This window comes from Anabaena sp. WA102, assembly GCF_001277295.1.
GTDB classification, from domain to species: domain Bacteria; phylum Cyanobacteriota; class Cyanobacteriia; order Cyanobacteriales; family Nostocaceae; genus Dolichospermum; species Dolichospermum heterosporum.
Map to the genome: position 1 here is coordinate 971,694 of NZ_CP011456.1, position 13,733 is coordinate 985,426.

Annotated in this window: 19 protein-coding genes and 1 pseudogene; 12 read left to right on the forward strand and 8 right to left on the reverse strand. The window is 35.4% G+C overall.

All coding sequences use genetic code 11. The annotated features are described in order from the left end of the window. Positions 1-111 precede the first annotated feature (111 nt). Genes AA650_RS03905 through AA650_RS03920 form a run of 4 tightly spaced genes read right to left on the reverse strand, consistent with a single transcriptional unit; the run spans position 112 to position 1,790 of the window. On the reverse strand, positions 112-483 hold the full coding sequence (locus AA650_RS03905; protein WP_039204460.1) for a hypothetical protein: 372 nt from the start codon (positions 481-483) through the stop codon (positions 112-114). Further along, the gene (locus AA650_RS03910) at positions 483-689 is read right to left on the reverse strand and encodes a hypothetical protein (protein WP_053538037.1); all 207 of its coding nucleotides are present in this window, start codon (positions 687-689) and stop codon (positions 483-485) included. The genes AA650_RS03905 and AA650_RS03910 overlap by 1 nt, the downstream gene beginning before the upstream one ends. Before the next feature lie 7 nt (positions 690-696). Next, positions 697-912: a hypothetical protein gene (locus tag AA650_RS03915; protein WP_053538038.1), complete on the reverse strand. Its 216-nt coding sequence runs from the start codon at positions 910-912 to the stop codon at positions 697-699. Then, positions 912-1,790 (reverse strand): ATP-binding protein, encoded by an 879-nt coding sequence (locus tag AA650_RS03920; protein ID WP_053538039.1) that lies wholly within the window; start codon positions 1,788-1,790, stop codon positions 912-914. The genes AA650_RS03915 and AA650_RS03920 overlap by 1 nt, the downstream gene beginning before the upstream one ends. Before the next feature lie 197 nt (positions 1,791-1,987). On the opposite strand from AA650_RS03920, the gene acnB reads away from it, so the two are divergent. The 12 genes from acnB to AA650_RS03980 all read left to right on the forward strand — a co-directional run bounded on the left by acnB (position 1,988) and on the right by AA650_RS03980 (position 10,149). Further along, a complete protein-coding gene (acnB, locus tag AA650_RS03925) occupies positions 1,988-4,618 on the forward strand; it encodes a bifunctional aconitate hydratase 2/2-methylisocitrate dehydratase (RefSeq protein WP_053538040.1) in 2,631 nt (876 codons plus the stop codon). Between the two features lie 89 nt (positions 4,619-4,707). Further along, positions 4,708-4,860 (forward strand): hypothetical protein, encoded by a 153-nt coding sequence (locus AA650_RS03930; protein ID WP_234413293.1) that lies wholly within the window; start codon positions 4,708-4,710, stop codon positions 4,858-4,860. Next, positions 4,860-5,108 carry a hypothetical protein gene (locus tag AA650_RS03935; RefSeq protein ID WP_053538041.1) on the forward strand — a complete coding sequence of 83 codons (249 nt, stop codon included), beginning with the start codon at positions 4,860-4,862 and terminating at the stop codon, positions 5,106-5,108. Before AA650_RS03930 ends, AA650_RS03935 begins: the two co-directional genes overlap by 1 nt. A 35-nt stretch (positions 5,109-5,143) precedes the next feature. Further along, positions 5,144-5,347, forward strand: coding sequence for a hypothetical protein (locus AA650_RS03940; RefSeq protein WP_053538042.1), 204 nt, complete (start codon positions 5,144-5,146; stop codon positions 5,345-5,347). A gap of 10 nt (positions 5,348-5,357) precedes the next feature. After that, positions 5,358-5,624 carry a type II toxin-antitoxin system HicB family antitoxin gene (locus AA650_RS03945; RefSeq protein WP_015083084.1) on the forward strand — a complete coding sequence of 89 codons (267 nt, stop codon included), beginning with the start codon at positions 5,358-5,360 and terminating at the stop codon, positions 5,622-5,624. Continuing rightward, the gene (locus AA650_RS03950) at positions 5,617-5,856 is read left to right on the forward strand and encodes a type II toxin-antitoxin system HicA family toxin (RefSeq protein WP_053538043.1); all 240 of its coding nucleotides are present in this window, start codon (positions 5,617-5,619) and stop codon (positions 5,854-5,856) included. Before AA650_RS03945 ends, AA650_RS03950 begins: the two co-directional genes overlap by 8 nt. Positions 5,857-6,001: 145 nt before the next feature. Continuing rightward, the gene (locus AA650_RS03955; RefSeq protein ID WP_053541181.1) at positions 6,002-6,415 is read left to right on the forward strand and encodes an element excision factor XisH family protein; all 414 of its coding nucleotides are present in this window, start codon (positions 6,002-6,004) and stop codon (positions 6,413-6,415) included. Next, positions 6,403-6,744 (forward strand): XisI protein, encoded by a 342-nt coding sequence (locus tag AA650_RS03960; protein ID WP_053538044.1) that lies wholly within the window; start codon positions 6,403-6,405, stop codon positions 6,742-6,744. The genes AA650_RS03955 and AA650_RS03960 overlap by 13 nt, the downstream gene beginning before the upstream one ends. Positions 6,745-6,919: 175 nt before the next feature. Further along, complete coding sequence (locus tag AA650_RS03965; RefSeq protein WP_053538045.1) at positions 6,920-8,899, forward strand: ATP-binding protein; 1,980 nt, start codon at positions 6,920-6,922, stop codon at positions 8,897-8,899. 193 nt (positions 8,900-9,092) lie between these two features. Beyond that, positions 9,093-9,497, forward strand: a complete 405-nt coding sequence (locus AA650_RS03970) for an endonuclease domain-containing protein (protein ID WP_053538046.1) — start codon at positions 9,093-9,095, stop codon at positions 9,495-9,497. A gap of 6 nt (positions 9,498-9,503) precedes the next feature. Continuing rightward, positions 9,504-9,773, forward strand: a complete 270-nt coding sequence (locus AA650_RS03975) for a hypothetical protein (RefSeq protein ID WP_053538047.1) — start codon at positions 9,504-9,506, stop codon at positions 9,771-9,773. A 175-nt stretch (positions 9,774-9,948) separates the two neighbouring features. Continuing rightward, positions 9,949-10,149 carry a hypothetical protein gene (locus AA650_RS03980; RefSeq protein WP_053538048.1) on the forward strand — a complete coding sequence of 67 codons (201 nt, stop codon included), beginning with the start codon at positions 9,949-9,951 and terminating at the stop codon, positions 10,147-10,149. A gap of 142 nt (positions 10,150-10,291) precedes the next feature. Here AA650_RS03980 and AA650_RS03985 read toward each other — a convergent pair whose 3' ends face one another. From AA650_RS03985 to AA650_RS04005, 4 genes and pseudogenes are all read right to left on the reverse strand, one after another. Then, positions 10,292-11,443, reverse strand: a complete 1,152-nt coding sequence (locus tag AA650_RS03985) for a transporter substrate-binding domain-containing protein (RefSeq protein ID WP_199924372.1) — start codon at positions 11,441-11,443, stop codon at positions 10,292-10,294. A 154-nt stretch (positions 11,444-11,597) separates the two neighbouring features. Next, positions 11,598-11,840 carry a hypothetical protein gene (locus AA650_RS03990; RefSeq protein WP_053538050.1) on the reverse strand — a complete coding sequence of 81 codons (243 nt, stop codon included), beginning with the start codon at positions 11,838-11,840 and terminating at the stop codon, positions 11,598-11,600. 65 nt (positions 11,841-11,905) lie between these two features. After that, positions 11,906-12,118, reverse strand: a pseudogene (locus AA650_RS27560) (transposase); the annotation flags it as partial. Between the two features lie 929 nt (positions 12,119-13,047). Next, positions 13,048-13,614: a DUF4347 domain-containing protein gene (locus AA650_RS04005; protein ID WP_081424136.1), complete on the reverse strand. Its 567-nt coding sequence runs from the start codon at positions 13,612-13,614 to the stop codon at positions 13,048-13,050. Between the last annotated feature and the right edge of the window lie 119 nt (positions 13,615-13,733).

Genomic DNA, 13,733 nt, shown 5'->3' on the forward strand with positions numbered 1-13,733 from the left:
TATCAGAATTTAAGAATTTTTAGGATGTGTTTATTTCCTATTATCACTATGAAATAGTAAGCTATCACATCCTAAATTCTCAAAACTAGAAGCAACTCTCAAACATCTCAATTAGTATGTAAGATAACAATATTCTCTGTTTTTTAAACATTTGAGAATTTCTTGAAAAATTCTTAGTGTTGAAGTTGTCTCTTTATATTCCTGTTTTGAAGGAGAATCTCCTAATTTTTCTAGCATATTTAAACTTTCCTGAACAATTGATTCTTTTAGGAAATCAATTAATCTTTGTCTATTAGTTATTGTTCCTTTTTCTAGATCAATTGCTTCAATTTTACTCTTTTCTTCATCAATTACTATTTCTAATTCACGAACTTTACCAATTTCTGCAAAGTCTGATTTAATCAATGTTTCATAAAATTTATTAGAAAATTCTATGGTAGCCGGTGATACACCATTTTTTCCGTAAAACGTAATATCTAACATTATTCTACCTCCTGTGCCTCAGATTCTAAAAATTGTCTTTCTTCGATATATTCAGCCCAAGCTATATCAGCTTGATCAAATGCTACCTTTGCTTGTTTGGTAATATGTCCAGTGGTTAAAACTGCAATTATATCACCCTTAGTTATGATTTTTTTAGCTAATGTAGAATCAATTATTTTTCTACTTTTTACTTCTATGTAAGGCATAATCAAATTATGAATTGTAGTCTTTTTGAATTTGACGAACTATTTCCTTGACTCTGGGAACATCTTCTGAATTAAGTAATAGTATATCGCCATCAGGATCATCACCAGTAGTTCGTTGACATTCAATTCCTTCTTTCTGAAGTTTATTGATTAACCATCCAATTAAATTTTTATGAATTATTAATCTTTCTATCTTTTTATCTTCATCAGTTTTATCAGACATTATCTAAGCAATTCCTTTTTTGCTGTTAAAAGATGTTCCCAAGTTGAAAAACCTTTTTCAAAAAGTTCTAAAACTTTTTTTTGAATCAAACTTTCTTCCATTCTCTGACATAAATAATCAATGTAAATTTCCTTGTAAAAAGTCTTTACATCTCCCGCAGTTAAATTTCTTTCTTGATAAAAATTATATAGTTTATTTATAATTTCTACAGAAGGAAAATATTTAATTGTACTACCTAAATCCTTTAGATATTTTTCAAAAGAATATAAATCTAATTTAGGTTGCATCTCTTTTTTTAAAGAGAATCTTCTGAAAACTGCGGTATCAATTAACTCTGGAACATTGGTAATTCCAAAGATCAAAAGTTTGTTATCTTTACTAGGATGAAGTTGGTCTAATTCAAGCATGAATGTTGTCATAGCCCTTCTAATAGCATCATGTTCTTGAGTTCTACTTCTACTCATACAGAAAGTGTCTAACTCATCTAATAACAAAAATACAGAAGAACCATTTTTGCATTTACTTTTTAGATCATCAAAAATATCCTCCAAATTACGCGAAGATTGACCTAAAGATGGATCAAGCATTCTCCCTACATCAAGAGAATAGAAGTTAATTTCATTGGTAACTTCTTGTTTTAATTTATAAAACAATGAATAACATAGTGTTGTTTTACCAGTATTAGGAACACCATAAAGCAATACTGATGGAGTTAAATCATAATGACTAAAATCGTCAATTTGACTTTCATCTGCTGTTAAACATATTTTACAAAATTTAAAAAGATACTCAAATAAATCATCTATTCCAAAGAGTTTCTGATGATTTATTCTTTGTTCAATTTCGGCAGATGTTAATTGCTTTAATCCGTTACTCATTAGAGAGAAAGCTTCAAAACTTAACTAGAAACATTATACATAATTACAATACATCCAATTTTGAAATTAATTAAATTTTAATATTTCTTATATTACTCAAAAAACTGATGATAGATCAAATTCGTTTATCAGTAACTCCTGTAACATATCCTTTACAATAAAATAAAGAAAGACATTACAGGAGAAAAATTTAAACCATGCTACAAGAATATCGTCAACAGGTTGCAGAACGCGCTCAACTGGGTATTCCTCCCTTACCGTTAGATGCAGTACAAACATCAGCATTGTGTGAATTACTGAAAAATCCCCCGACAGGCGAAGAAGAGTTATTATTAAATTTATTACGCGATCGCATTCCCCCCGGAGTAGATCAAGCTGCTTATGTAAAAGCTGGATTTCTGACTGCGATCGCTAAAAAAGAAATTACCAGTCCTTTGGTTTCACCAGTTGACGCAGTAGAATTACTGGGAACAATGATTGGTGGTTACAATGTCCAATCCTTAATTGATTTACTCCAAGTTTCCAGTACCTCTGTATCAACAGCTTCAGAAACACCCTTGGTAATGGGAGGAGAAGGAAGAGAACAAATCGCCGCTTATGCAGCTAACGCCCTCAGCAAAATTATGTTGGTGTATGATGCTTTCCATGATGTTTTGGAATTGTCAAAAACCAACCCCTACGCCAAACAAGTGATAAACTCTTGGGCAGAAGCAGAATGGTTTACTTCCCGTCCCACATTACCAGAATTTATCACCGTTACCGTTTTCAAAGTTCCTGGGGAAACCAACACCGACGACTTATCACCCGCAACCCACGCTACAACCAGACCAGATATTCCATTACACGCATTGGCGATGTTAGAAACCCGTCAACCGGGAAGTTTAGAAACCATTGCAGAGTTAAAGAAAAAAGGACATCCTGTAGCTTACGTTGGTGATGTCGTGGGTACAGGTTCTTCTCGCAAGTCTGCAATCAATTCCGTATTATGGCATTTGGGTAATGATATTCCCTTTGTACCAAACAAACGGGCTGGGGGTTATATTTTAGGAAGTGCGATCGCGCCTATCTTTTTTAACACAGCCGAAGATGCCGGTGCATTACCCATTCAATGCGATGTCAGCAAAATGGAAACCGGTGACGTAATTACCATTTATCCCTATAAAGGAACTATTCTCAATGCCGCAGGAGAAGTAATTTCCACCTTCAGCCTCAAACCTGACACCATTCTAGACGAAGTTCGCGCCGGTGGACGCATTCCCCTACTAATTGGACGGACTCTCACCGACAAAACCCGTCAAGCATTAGGTTTAAAACCCAGCGATTTATTTATCCGCCCCCAATCCCCCACCGACACCGGCAAAGGCTTCACATTGGCTCAGAAAATGGTCGGTAAAGCCGCTGGTTTGCCAGGAGTACGTCCGGGGACATCTTGCGAACCAATCATGACTACAGTGGGTTCTCAGGACACTACAGGACCAATGACCAGAGACGAATTGAAAGAACTGGCTTGTTTAGGCTTCAGTGCAGACTTGGTAATGCAGAGTTTCTGTCACACAGCCGCATATCCCAAACCTGTGGATATTAAAACCCATCAGGAATTACCAGACTTCATTTCCTCCCGTGGTGGTGTAGCTTTGCGTCCTGGTGATGGTATCATTCACTCCTGGTTAAACCGGATGTTGTTACCCGACACAGTGGGAACAGGTGGAGATTCCCATACTCGCTTCCCCTTGGGTATATCTTTCCCTGCTGGTTCTGGGTTAGTTGCGTTTGCTGGTGCTTTGGGTGTAATGCCTTTAGATATGCCAGAATCAGTATTAGTCCGGTTTACAGGAGAATTGCAACCAGGAATAACGCTGAGGGATGTTGTGAATGCAATTCCTTATGTGGCTATGCAAAAAGGTTTGTTAACTGTGGAGAAGCAGAACAAGAAAAATGTTTTCTCTGGCAAGATTTTGGAAATTGAAGGTTTACCAAATTTGAAAGTTGAACAAGCTTTTGAATTAACCGACGCTTCCGCAGAACGTTCTTGTGCTGGTTGTACAATTAAATTAAGCGAAGAAACAATTGCGGAATATTTACGTTCCAATATTGCCCTTTTAACTAATATGGTAGCACGGGGTTATAGTGATGCCAGAACTATTATGCGCCGGGTGGCAAAAATGCAAGAATGGTTAGATCATCCAGTATTATTATCTGCTGACCCTGATGCTGAATATGCAGAAATAATTGAGATTGATTTAAGCCAAATCACAGAACCAATTGTTGCTGCTCCTAATGACCCTGATAATGTTAAGTTATTATCGGCAGTTGCCAATGATCCTGTACAAGAAGTTTTTGTGGGTTCTTGTATGACAAATATCGGACATTATCGAGCAACAGCCAAGGTTTTAGAAGGTGCTGGTGAGGTGAAAGCGCGGTTATGGATTGCACCACCTACAAGAATGGATGAACATCAATTAAAAGTAGAAGGTGTGTATGATGTTTTTGTAGGTGCGAATGCGAGAACTGAGATTCCTGGATGCAGTTTATGTATGGGAAATCAGGCGCGAGTTGATGATAATACAACGGTGTTTTCTACCTCGACTCGTAACTTCAATAATCGCATGGGTAAAGGCGCTCAAGTGTATTTAGGTTCGGCGGAATTAGCAGCGGTTTGTGCATTATTGGGAAGGCTTCCTAATGTGCAGGAATATTTGGATATTGTCGCTGAAAGAATTCATCCTTTTGCTGATGATTTGTATCGCTATTTGAACTTTGATCAAATTGTTGGTTTTGAGAATGAAGGGAGGGTGATTAGTAAGGAGGAACAGGCGGCTTTGGTATAATTTAGGTTAGGGTGAGTCTTGATGGCTCACCTGAATGTTATAATTTATATTTTATGGGGAAGAGTCATTTTAAGAAAGCAATATCATCTTTGGAATCTCGTATTGCTGAACACAAAGAAAAAATCAGGCTAGAATTAGAGAAGGATTTTCCAGATCCGGGTTTGATTAATCATTGGGAAAAGGAAATCATAGCTTTTGAACAAGGGATAAAACAAGCGTTAAAAAGATTGGGGAAAAACTAATGACACTCGCAAAACTAAAAATTACCAGTGAAAACTCAACGCTTAATCAGTTACTAATGGAATTACAGGAAGAATGCCAAAATGTGATTTCTCTGGTTAATCAATTACAACTTTCTGAGTTAAGCGATCGCCAAAAGGGTAAAATTCTCTCAGAATTGCTGGTAGCTTCTATTCATTTGCATTCCCATTGTGATGAAGATTGGCAAAATTTAATTTCCGATGAGTTGGAAACTTTAGCAGATGATTAATGGAGAAAATCTTATGAATATAAAGAGGTGTAAAAATGATTGAATTACATCCTGAGTTTTTAACAAAAAATGGTCAAAAACAATTTGCAGTTTTACCTTATGAGGAATTTTTGAAGATTACGGAATTGTTAGAAGATTTGGAAGATTTAAGAGATTTACGGGATGCTAAGGAAGAAGAGAAAGATAGTCTTTCCGTATCTTTAGCTGATGTTAAGAAAATGCTTATACATAATCCATAGGTAAACAAAAATGAACTTTTACACAGTTGTTCTCAGACAAAGTTCCGGTTATTGGGTAGGTTTGTGTTTAGAAAATGGTATTGTTGGACAGGGAGATACTCAAGAAGATGCAGTTAATAAATTAAAGGAAGCAATAGAATCTTTTGAAGATGTTTATGAATCAGAAGATAATATTTATAAATCTCCTATTTCTATAGATGAATTACATGAATTTTTATTAGTTGAGGAAAAAGAAAAACAATCAGAAATCTATGAATTAAGGAAGGTTTATGCCTAAAAATATACCTTCTTTAAGACCCAAGGAATTAATTAAGTTATTAGAAAAAGAAGGTTGTAGTTTTTATAGAGAGGGAAAAGGTGATCATTGTTTATATACTCGTGAAGTTGAAGGTAAAAGGAGAGTAGTTCCTATAGATATGGGTGCAAGGGAAATGTCTCCAGGTTATGTTTTACGGATTTTTCGGCAATTTGGTTTTAGTGATGAGGAGATTGAAGGTTTGTTGAGGTAAATCAAGGATATTTTTGATCAAATTGTTGGTTTTGAGGATGAAGGGAGGGTGATTAGTAAGGAGAAGCGGCTTTGGTATAATTTAGGTTAGGGTGGGCTGGATGGACTCACCTGAATGTTATAATAGTTTATTATCGGGGTCAACAATGCCAGCAAAGGATACTTGCCATGATGCGGTCAAAAATGCTTTAATTAAGGATGGTTGGACAATTACGGCTGATCCTTATTATATAATTTATAGAAAATTAAGACTTGTTGCGGATCTAGGTGCTGAACGTCCATTATCTGCTCAAAAAGGTGATGAGAAAATAGTGATAGAAGTTAAAAGTTTTCTAAATCCATCATTTATTTATGATTTAGAAAGGGCTGTAGGTCAGTATATCATTTACCGTAATTATCTTAAAAGAACTGCACCAGACCATCAGATTTACTTAGCACTTGGTCAACTTGTTTATAAAGCTAATTTTGACGAAACTATCCAAGTTGTTGTTGATGAAAACCAACTTAAATTAATCATTGTAGATACAGACAAGGAGGTTGTTACCAAATGGATAAGTTAGAAAATTACCGATTTTTAATCAAAAAAATCTTAACAGAATATCATCAACTTTTTTCTTCTGCATCTCCTGATAATATAGAAATGCTCTTAGCTTTTGATGAGAAAAGAGATCAATATTTATGGTTTCAAGTTGGTTGGACAACTGAGGAAAGAATTAAGGGAATTTCTGTCCATATTCGTATTAAAAATGAGAAGATTTACATTGAAGAAGATTGGACTGAGGAAGGAATTGCAACAGAGTTATTACGGGAAGGTGTACCAAAAGAGGATATTGTTTTGGCTTTTCATGATCCAGAAACTCGTAAGTTGACGGAGTTTGCTGTGGCTTAGAGAGGTTTTGAGGGTTTCGGGTGGATGATTGCTGTGGAGAAAATACCTAAGTTTGAAGAAGATTTGGTATAGTATAATGGTATGGTTGGTTTTAGATAAGTAACTTTGAGCTTCAAGCCATTAACATATCAAAGTTGAATTTTAACCGTTCTTTAAATATTAAGGTATTGTATTTATGTCACAACTTGCTCCATTTAACCCTCTAGAAAATAATGACTCTAGTTTAAACTCCATAGCAGTTAAAAAATTAATACATAATCTTTTAACCTCTTATAATGGTTGGTATGATCCTTTTTGTGAAGCTATTCAAAATGCACTAGATTCTATTGAGGCAAGAATTAAATTAGAGGATGGAAAGTATAAACCTTCTATTTGGGTGACAATTGATTTAAAAAATAATTGTTTAATGGTAACTGATAATGGAATTGGATTAGATGAAAAAAACTTTAAAACTTTTTTACAGCCTAATGTAACTTTAAAAGATAAAGGATATAGAGGTCATAAAGGGGTAGGTGCAACATATTTAGCCTATAGTTTTAATTATGTTCAAATATGTAGTAAAACTTCTGATTTTAAAATAATTGCTAGAATGGAAAATGCAAAAAAATGGGTTGATGATCCCAATATAAAGCAATTTCCTAAGATGATTATTGATCATGATCCTCAAGATACTAATTTTAATAGTATTGATAAGGGAGTTTCTATTTGTATTAAGTGTGATAAAGAAACTTTCCCTCGTGATTTGAGTTGGCTACAGGTAAAAGATGCTGAGACTTGGCTAAATATTTTGCGTCTAAAAACTGGGTTAGGTGCTATTAAGAAAAAAGATAATATCGAAGTATTTGTTGAAGTAATTGATAAAGATGGACAGAATAATCATCATCAAAAAAAAGGTATAGAATATTTATGGATTCATGATTTACCTCTTCAAATAAAAAATACTCGATTATCTCATATAAAAGAGAAAAAAGATAGTTTGCATAGAAAATATAAAGATTTCAAAGATTTAAAGCTTTATCCTAGTAAATTAAAAGATTTAGATATAATTTATGATTTTCATGACTCTAAGATATTAATACAATTAATCGAGAATACAGACTTATCATACTTAAAAGATGATGAATTGAAAAATTCACTGTTAGATATTTGTAGGCAATACGAACCTTACATTTACTGTTGCTATTCTTATTCTGAAACTTTTTGGGAGCAATTAAATAATGGTTTAAACATAAGAAGTACAGCAAAAATGTTTAAAAGTGGCATTCAACTAGCAGCCGATAATATGCCACAAGGAGAAATACGTCCTATAGATTACAAATCTGTAAATGCCGACAGGACATATATTGTAATTCATTTTGATAATTGTGAAGTTGATATAGGTCGTAAATCTTTTTCAAAAGAGTTAGAAGATTTTGCTCAAGAAATCGCTAAAATACTTGTTATTGATTATTCTCAATACCGCCAATTTTCAAAAAGTCCTACTGGACAAAAAGACAATCGCCAAAGCCCAGAATTAGTTGATAGATGGAAGGATAGATATAAAAAATATGCAGAAAAAAACCCTCTAAATTTATCAATCTATAATATTCCGATTATATGTAAACCAGCAAGAGAACAAGAAGTAGTTGCTTTGTTTAATCAGTTACTTGGAGCAAAAGTAATTTGCGGAATTGAGATTATGTCAACCGATCAGATTTTCATCTATGATTGTTTATTTCAACACAAAATAGAGCCTTCAGAAATATATATATATGATGAAAAAAAGAATCCACTTGGGCTTTTCAAGGACGAAATCATAATTCAGTATAAGAAGTTCGGTTTTCCTTTTTGTTCTTATTCACCAAAAGTTTTAGAATATAAATTTTCAATTGATGGATTAATTGAAGACTTAAAGCATGGAGAAAAAAATTCTAATGATATTGATATGTTAGTAGTATGGGAAACAGGAAATAAGTGGAAAAACAATTATTATATTGCTTCATGTTTAGATAAGGATAATATTTATCTTCGCCCTTATCATGGTGTAACACATATCATGTATAATCGTTATACAAATGAACACGAAATGAATTTAATAGTTATTGAAGAACTGATTGATTTTCTAAATAATCCTGAAGAAGAGGAAGAAAGACAAAAACAAAAATATGAAGGATAGTTTTTATAAACCAGGATGTGATCGCTTTTTGGTTATGCGTTGAGAAAGCGATCGCATTCCTCCAACATCCCAAACCCACCTAACCCCCCAACCCCCTTCCCTGCAAGGGAAGAGGGAGAAATCTTGCTCCCCTCTCCTCGCAGGAGAGGGGCTGGGGGAGAGGTCAAACACAATATAAAAGCACACCCCACAAATGAACAACCAACCACCGAAAAAAGACGGACTTCGTAACATAGTCATTGGACAAAAAATAGAACCCGTAAAACTCGAACGCGCCAAAGAAATGCGTCGCCAAATGACACCAGCAGAAAAAATTCTTTGGGAACATCTTCGCGCCAACCGCTTGCATGGTTTACATTTTCGCCGACAACAAGTTATAGATGGTTTTATAGTAGATTTTTATTGTCATGCTGCTAGTTTAGTCATAGAAGTAGATGGAAAAATTCATGAACAACAAATAGAATATGATCTAGAAAGAGATAAAATTTTATCAGCTAGAGGTTTGCGTTTATTGAGATTTGAAAACGAAGAAATAACAGAGAAAATTGATCAAGTTTTGATGCAAATTTATCAAACTTGTTGTGAAAAGATTGGGTAAAAACTAATGACACTCGCAAAACAAAAAATTAGCAGTGAAAACTCAACGCTTAATCAGTTACTAATAGAATTACAAGAAGAATGCCAAAATGTGATTTCTTTGGTTAACCAATTACAACTTTCTGAATTGAGCGATGCCTCCGGCGAGCGCAGCTATCGCCAAAAAGATAAAATTCTCTCAGAATTGCTGGTAGCTTCTATTCATTTGCATTCCCATTGTGATGAAGATTGGCAAAATTTGATTTCTGATGAGTTGGAAACTTTAGCAGATGATTAATGGAGAAAATCTTATGAATATGAAGAGGTGCAAAAATGATAAAATTACATCCTGATTTTTTAACTAAAAATGGTCAAAACCAATTTGCTATATTACCTTATGAGGAATTTTTGAAGATTAAGGAATTGTTAGTATATTTCACCTGAATGTCAATTATTAATAGGTGAACAAAATCATGTTAAAAACATTTAACGCTATTTTGAAAAACAATTCTATTGAATGGATTGATAAAGCTCCCGAAATGAACTTAGATGGTTCATTTCAAGTGCAGGTTACTTTTTTAGAACAAACATCAACCACCGCAACTAAATCTAATGGACAAAAAATGGCGGAAGCATTAAGAAAAATCTCAATTGAGATGAGGTATTGCTCTTAATATTCCAAAACTGGTATATGCTAACCATATTCATCAATTTTTTGAAAAATTGGTTTTCAGCAAAGGCTAAAAGTTCAGCATGGCAATACTTTTAGCTTTTTTACAATTTCCTCAGCGTACGATTCTCCCGTTTTGGCACAGTCTAGCCTATTACAGAGAACTTAGCGTGAACAACAATATCATTGAAATCCAAATCACCACCATTAGGTAAATCTTCAAAGCCCCACATATTATCACCCAAAGAAAGAACATGATCTTTCTTGTCGGGATTAGCGCCCAAGAAAGCAAAGTAAACAGGTACGCCCGTATTACCTAAAGCACCATCCACTTGTTTGCTGTCGTAAGCAGCATACATCTCACTGCTGCTGCTATAAATGACGGGATTGATCTTGACATCAAAGACCTTGAGGGCATCTTCTAGGTTTTGTAAGGCTGTAGTTCCTGCAACTACACCAATTGTGCGACCGTTGAGCAGAGGTAAAGCAGTAATACCACTATCTAATCGTGTCAAAAGTCCCTGTTCGGTGTAGAGATAAATGGGACTGTAGTCAACACCCAATTTGGCATCACGCATCAGGTTTTGGGTATATGCACCAGCAGAAACATCGACTTTACCATTAGCAGTATTAGCAAAACCATCGTTAAATTGCTGAGACACAAATTCAATCTTGCTGGCATCGCCAAATACTGCTACTGCGATCGCTCGACCTAAGTCAATATCAAAACCTTGGTAAGTACCATCATTGTTCTTCTCAACAAAACCTGGGAATGTAGAGCTTTCTGGGATACCAAATTTGAGAACTCCGCGCTGTTGAATCTTTGCAAGCAGATTGTGTTGATCATTATTAATTAATTGGATATCTTGGGTGACACCGGAGAAGGGTGGAGAATACATTAAGCCATCGTCTGTCCACAGGAGATTGAGATCGCGCTCTAAGTTGGAGAAATGACGGTCATAAATTTCCCCATAGTTACCAACTTGCTTGATAATTTGCACCACAAAATCATTGCGGATACCTAATGCTTTTCCTAGTTCATCTTGCAAACCTAAGAAGCGACGAATCGCCGGTGAAGCATCATTCTTGGTATCAGTATCAGTATTCTCGGCAATAATTTGGTCAATGTTTTCGGAAGTAATACCAAATTCTTCTGCTTGAATGGTGGCATAAGTCACCCAACGCACCACATCAGCCCATTCTGATTCATTTTCTGGCAATACCAAAGAAATTGGTTCTTGAGAAAATTCTACGTCGAGGATTGGCTTGAGGTGCATCAACAATCTGAATAATTTCACTCAGGTTCGGGAAGAATGAGTAAGTTGCCCCATTATTTTGGATCAGTGCCAGATTCTTGCCTTGGAAATCTAAGATGCCACTGAGGAAAGTAAAATCATTGAGGTTATCAACACCGTGGTAGGGAATTTCCGGCTTTGGTAATTAACCAATTTTTTAAATCGGTAATAGGTAGTTTATCTGCATCGCACTCAAGCTACCGATAATTTTTGCTACATCTGCGGGCAGTAATTCTGTAGCTTTTTCTTTTGCCCACTTTGCTAATTCTTCTTTGGGTAAGCGATCGCTCTTTAATAGATACTGTGTCTTGAGTCCTGTACCTGGTTTGGGATTAATAATGGTAATGCTGGGATTGGTGACAGGTAAGTTCAACCCTTTGAAGAAACTAACATCTGACATTCTTCCTGTTCCCAGTTAAGAGTTCCCTGTTCCCTCCAGTTTAGCATACTAAGTCCGGTAGAGCCGCTTTTATTTAATCCTGCTAATATTCGGTCTCGCTCTGATTTATTATCTAAAGACGTGGCGGCTCTTTTTTCAGATTTACGCATAGCATCTAATTCATCATTTACTTGTTTCATTACGTGAAATCTATCAGCAGTTATATTTGCATTTGGCATTAATTCTTCTACTAAACTTTTATAAGGAGACCAGAGATCCATGCTCACTTCAACTATTTGTTCAATGTTAACTAATTGGTCATTTTGGTCAACAATGAATACTTGCGATTGATAAAGACCACTATCTTCTATAGTGATATCGGCAGTAATGTTGTTAACAATCTGACCATTTTGTTTTAACCGGAAATTGGAAATATCTTTATTATTAGTGACATCCAGATCAAAATAATAGGGTTGAATGTCTATTCTTAAATTTTCCGCGTTTTCTTTAATGGCATCTGGTAATGCCATAAAGTAAATTCTAATTTTATTTTGGTCAACTACTGTATTACCGGGAATCTTTAACTCTTCAATTTGGGGGATGATAATCCCATTTTGTTGGGTATCGGGTTTAAAGGAAACTTTGCGATATTGGGAATTGAGATAATCAACTCCTTGAATTACATTTTCTCCAGCTGTAATAGTGTATTTTACCCACAGTCCCAAAGAGTTGAGAATGGATTTATCTGATTTTAATTCAATATAACCAATGGAGTAAGCATCTTCTTGGTCGGATAACAATGCCCCATATTCTTTAGCGTTTCTAACTGTTACCAGTTCTAAAGTGGGTTCATTATCTTCTATAGAGACTGTCGCAGACTGTTTTTGAGTATCTACCTGATAAAACTGATTGTTCTCAGTACCACTCCCGTTTGTCGGTTGTACCAGCCGAACAGTGACAGATTCGGTATTTTCTGCAACATCATCATCAATAGGTTCTACACCAATAATAATGGCTTTATCACTTTGCCCAGTATTAGCCTGAACAGTAATTTCGTTTCCAGTAAAGTATTCTTTCTTGCTATGGTCTGCATAACGCCAATAAAAGAGATAATCTGCACCTTTAGTGGTATTAATATGATTACTACGTATAGTGTTTGTTCCAGTTGTTTTGACGTATTTATTAGGATCTGAAGCATTTTTGTCAGTAACAGGATCTAAATTCAGTTTTAAGGTAAACTCCTTTCGTCTTTGTCGGTCAAAAATAAGTTTAAATTCGGCATTCTTGCCTCTGTCTTCTGAGGCAAAATGCCTGCATAAGCTTGTTGTCCTTCCGAGGAAATAGCAATCCCAGATTCAATATTTCCAGTGGCAAATTCTAAATCCCAATCTCCGCCTAACAGTGCATTACCTGTAATATCTACGGAGGCGGCAACATCTGTTCCTGTGAATATACTTAAATCCCTTAAAAACTCCTGACCCTGACCAAAACCGACACTACAGCCAAACAGTAAAATATCTGCTTCTGCTGTTAATGCCTTACGCCATTGTTGTAATTGCTCACGATAGGCTTGGATACTGTCGCGGTTTAGCCGAGTTGTTCCCATCTGAATTTGTCCCTCACTACCGTGAGAGATAATTTGCACACTAGTAATATTTTGTCGCTCCTTAAGAGTATTGGTGATTTGCTCTATTCCGTCTTGGTCTGAGTTGATGATCAAGATTTCTGTATCGGGCCGAACTTGTTTGAGCAGGTCTTGATAGTTAGCAACAACCTGAGCATCAACAAAAACAATGGTGGTGGTGGGTGTGTTTGTTAATTTAGTGGAAAATCCTGAAGATTATCCTTTTTTATGGGAAGAATTTTAGTTAAAATAATTTAACTCTGAATTGTGGAACAGGCATCCTGCCTGTT

Excerpts from the sequence above, each read along its gene's own strand:
- AA650_RS03975 (WP_053538047.1), top strand. The coding sequence starts at position 9,504 with ATGACACTCGCAAAACAAAAAATTAGCAGTGAAAACTCAACGCTTAAT.
- AA650_RS03920 (WP_053538039.1), bottom strand. The coding sequence starts at position 1,790 with ATGAGTAACGGATTAAAGCAATTAACATCTGCCGAAATTGAACAAAGA.
- AA650_RS03940 (WP_053538042.1), top strand. The coding sequence starts at position 5,144 with ATGATTGAATTACATCCTGAGTTTTTAACAAAAAATGGTCAAAAACAA.
- AA650_RS03945 (WP_015083084.1), top strand. The coding sequence starts at position 5,358 with ATGAACTTTTACACAGTTGTTCTCAGACAAAGTTCCGGTTATTGGGTA.
- acnB (WP_053538040.1), top strand. The coding sequence starts at position 1,988 with ATGCTACAAGAATATCGTCAACAGGTTGCAGAACGCGCTCAACTGGGT.
- AA650_RS03965 (WP_053538045.1), top strand. The coding sequence starts at position 6,920 with ATGTCACAACTTGCTCCATTTAACCCTCTAGAAAATAATGACTCTAGT.
- AA650_RS03950 (WP_053538043.1), top strand. The coding sequence starts at position 5,617 with ATGCCTAAAAATATACCTTCTTTAAGACCCAAGGAATTAATTAAGTTA.
- AA650_RS03935 (WP_053538041.1), top strand. The coding sequence starts at position 4,860 with ATGACACTCGCAAAACTAAAAATTACCAGTGAAAACTCAACGCTTAAT.
- AA650_RS03960 (WP_053538044.1), top strand. The coding sequence starts at position 6,403 with ATGGATAAGTTAGAAAATTACCGATTTTTAATCAAAAAAATCTTAACA.
- AA650_RS03955 (WP_053541181.1), top strand. The coding sequence starts at position 6,002 with ATGCCAGCAAAGGATACTTGCCATGATGCGGTCAAAAATGCTTTAATT.
- AA650_RS03910 (WP_053538037.1), bottom strand. The coding sequence starts at position 689 with ATGCCTTACATAGAAGTAAAAAGTAGAAAAATAATTGATTCTACATTA.
- AA650_RS03970 (WP_053538046.1), top strand. The coding sequence starts at position 9,093 with ATGAACAACCAACCACCGAAAAAAGACGGACTTCGTAACATAGTCATT.
- AA650_RS03905 (WP_039204460.1), bottom strand. The coding sequence starts at position 483 with ATGTTAGATATTACGTTTTACGGAAAAAATGGTGTATCACCGGCTACC.
- AA650_RS03915 (WP_053538038.1), bottom strand. The coding sequence starts at position 912 with ATGTCTGATAAAACTGATGAAGATAAAAAGATAGAAAGATTAATAATT.
- AA650_RS03990 (WP_053538050.1), bottom strand. The coding sequence starts at position 11,840 with ATGTCAGATGTTAGTTTCTTCAAAGGGTTGAACTTACCTGTCACCAAT.
- AA650_RS03980 (WP_053538048.1), top strand. The coding sequence starts at position 9,949 with ATGTTAAAAACATTTAACGCTATTTTGAAAAACAATTCTATTGAATGG.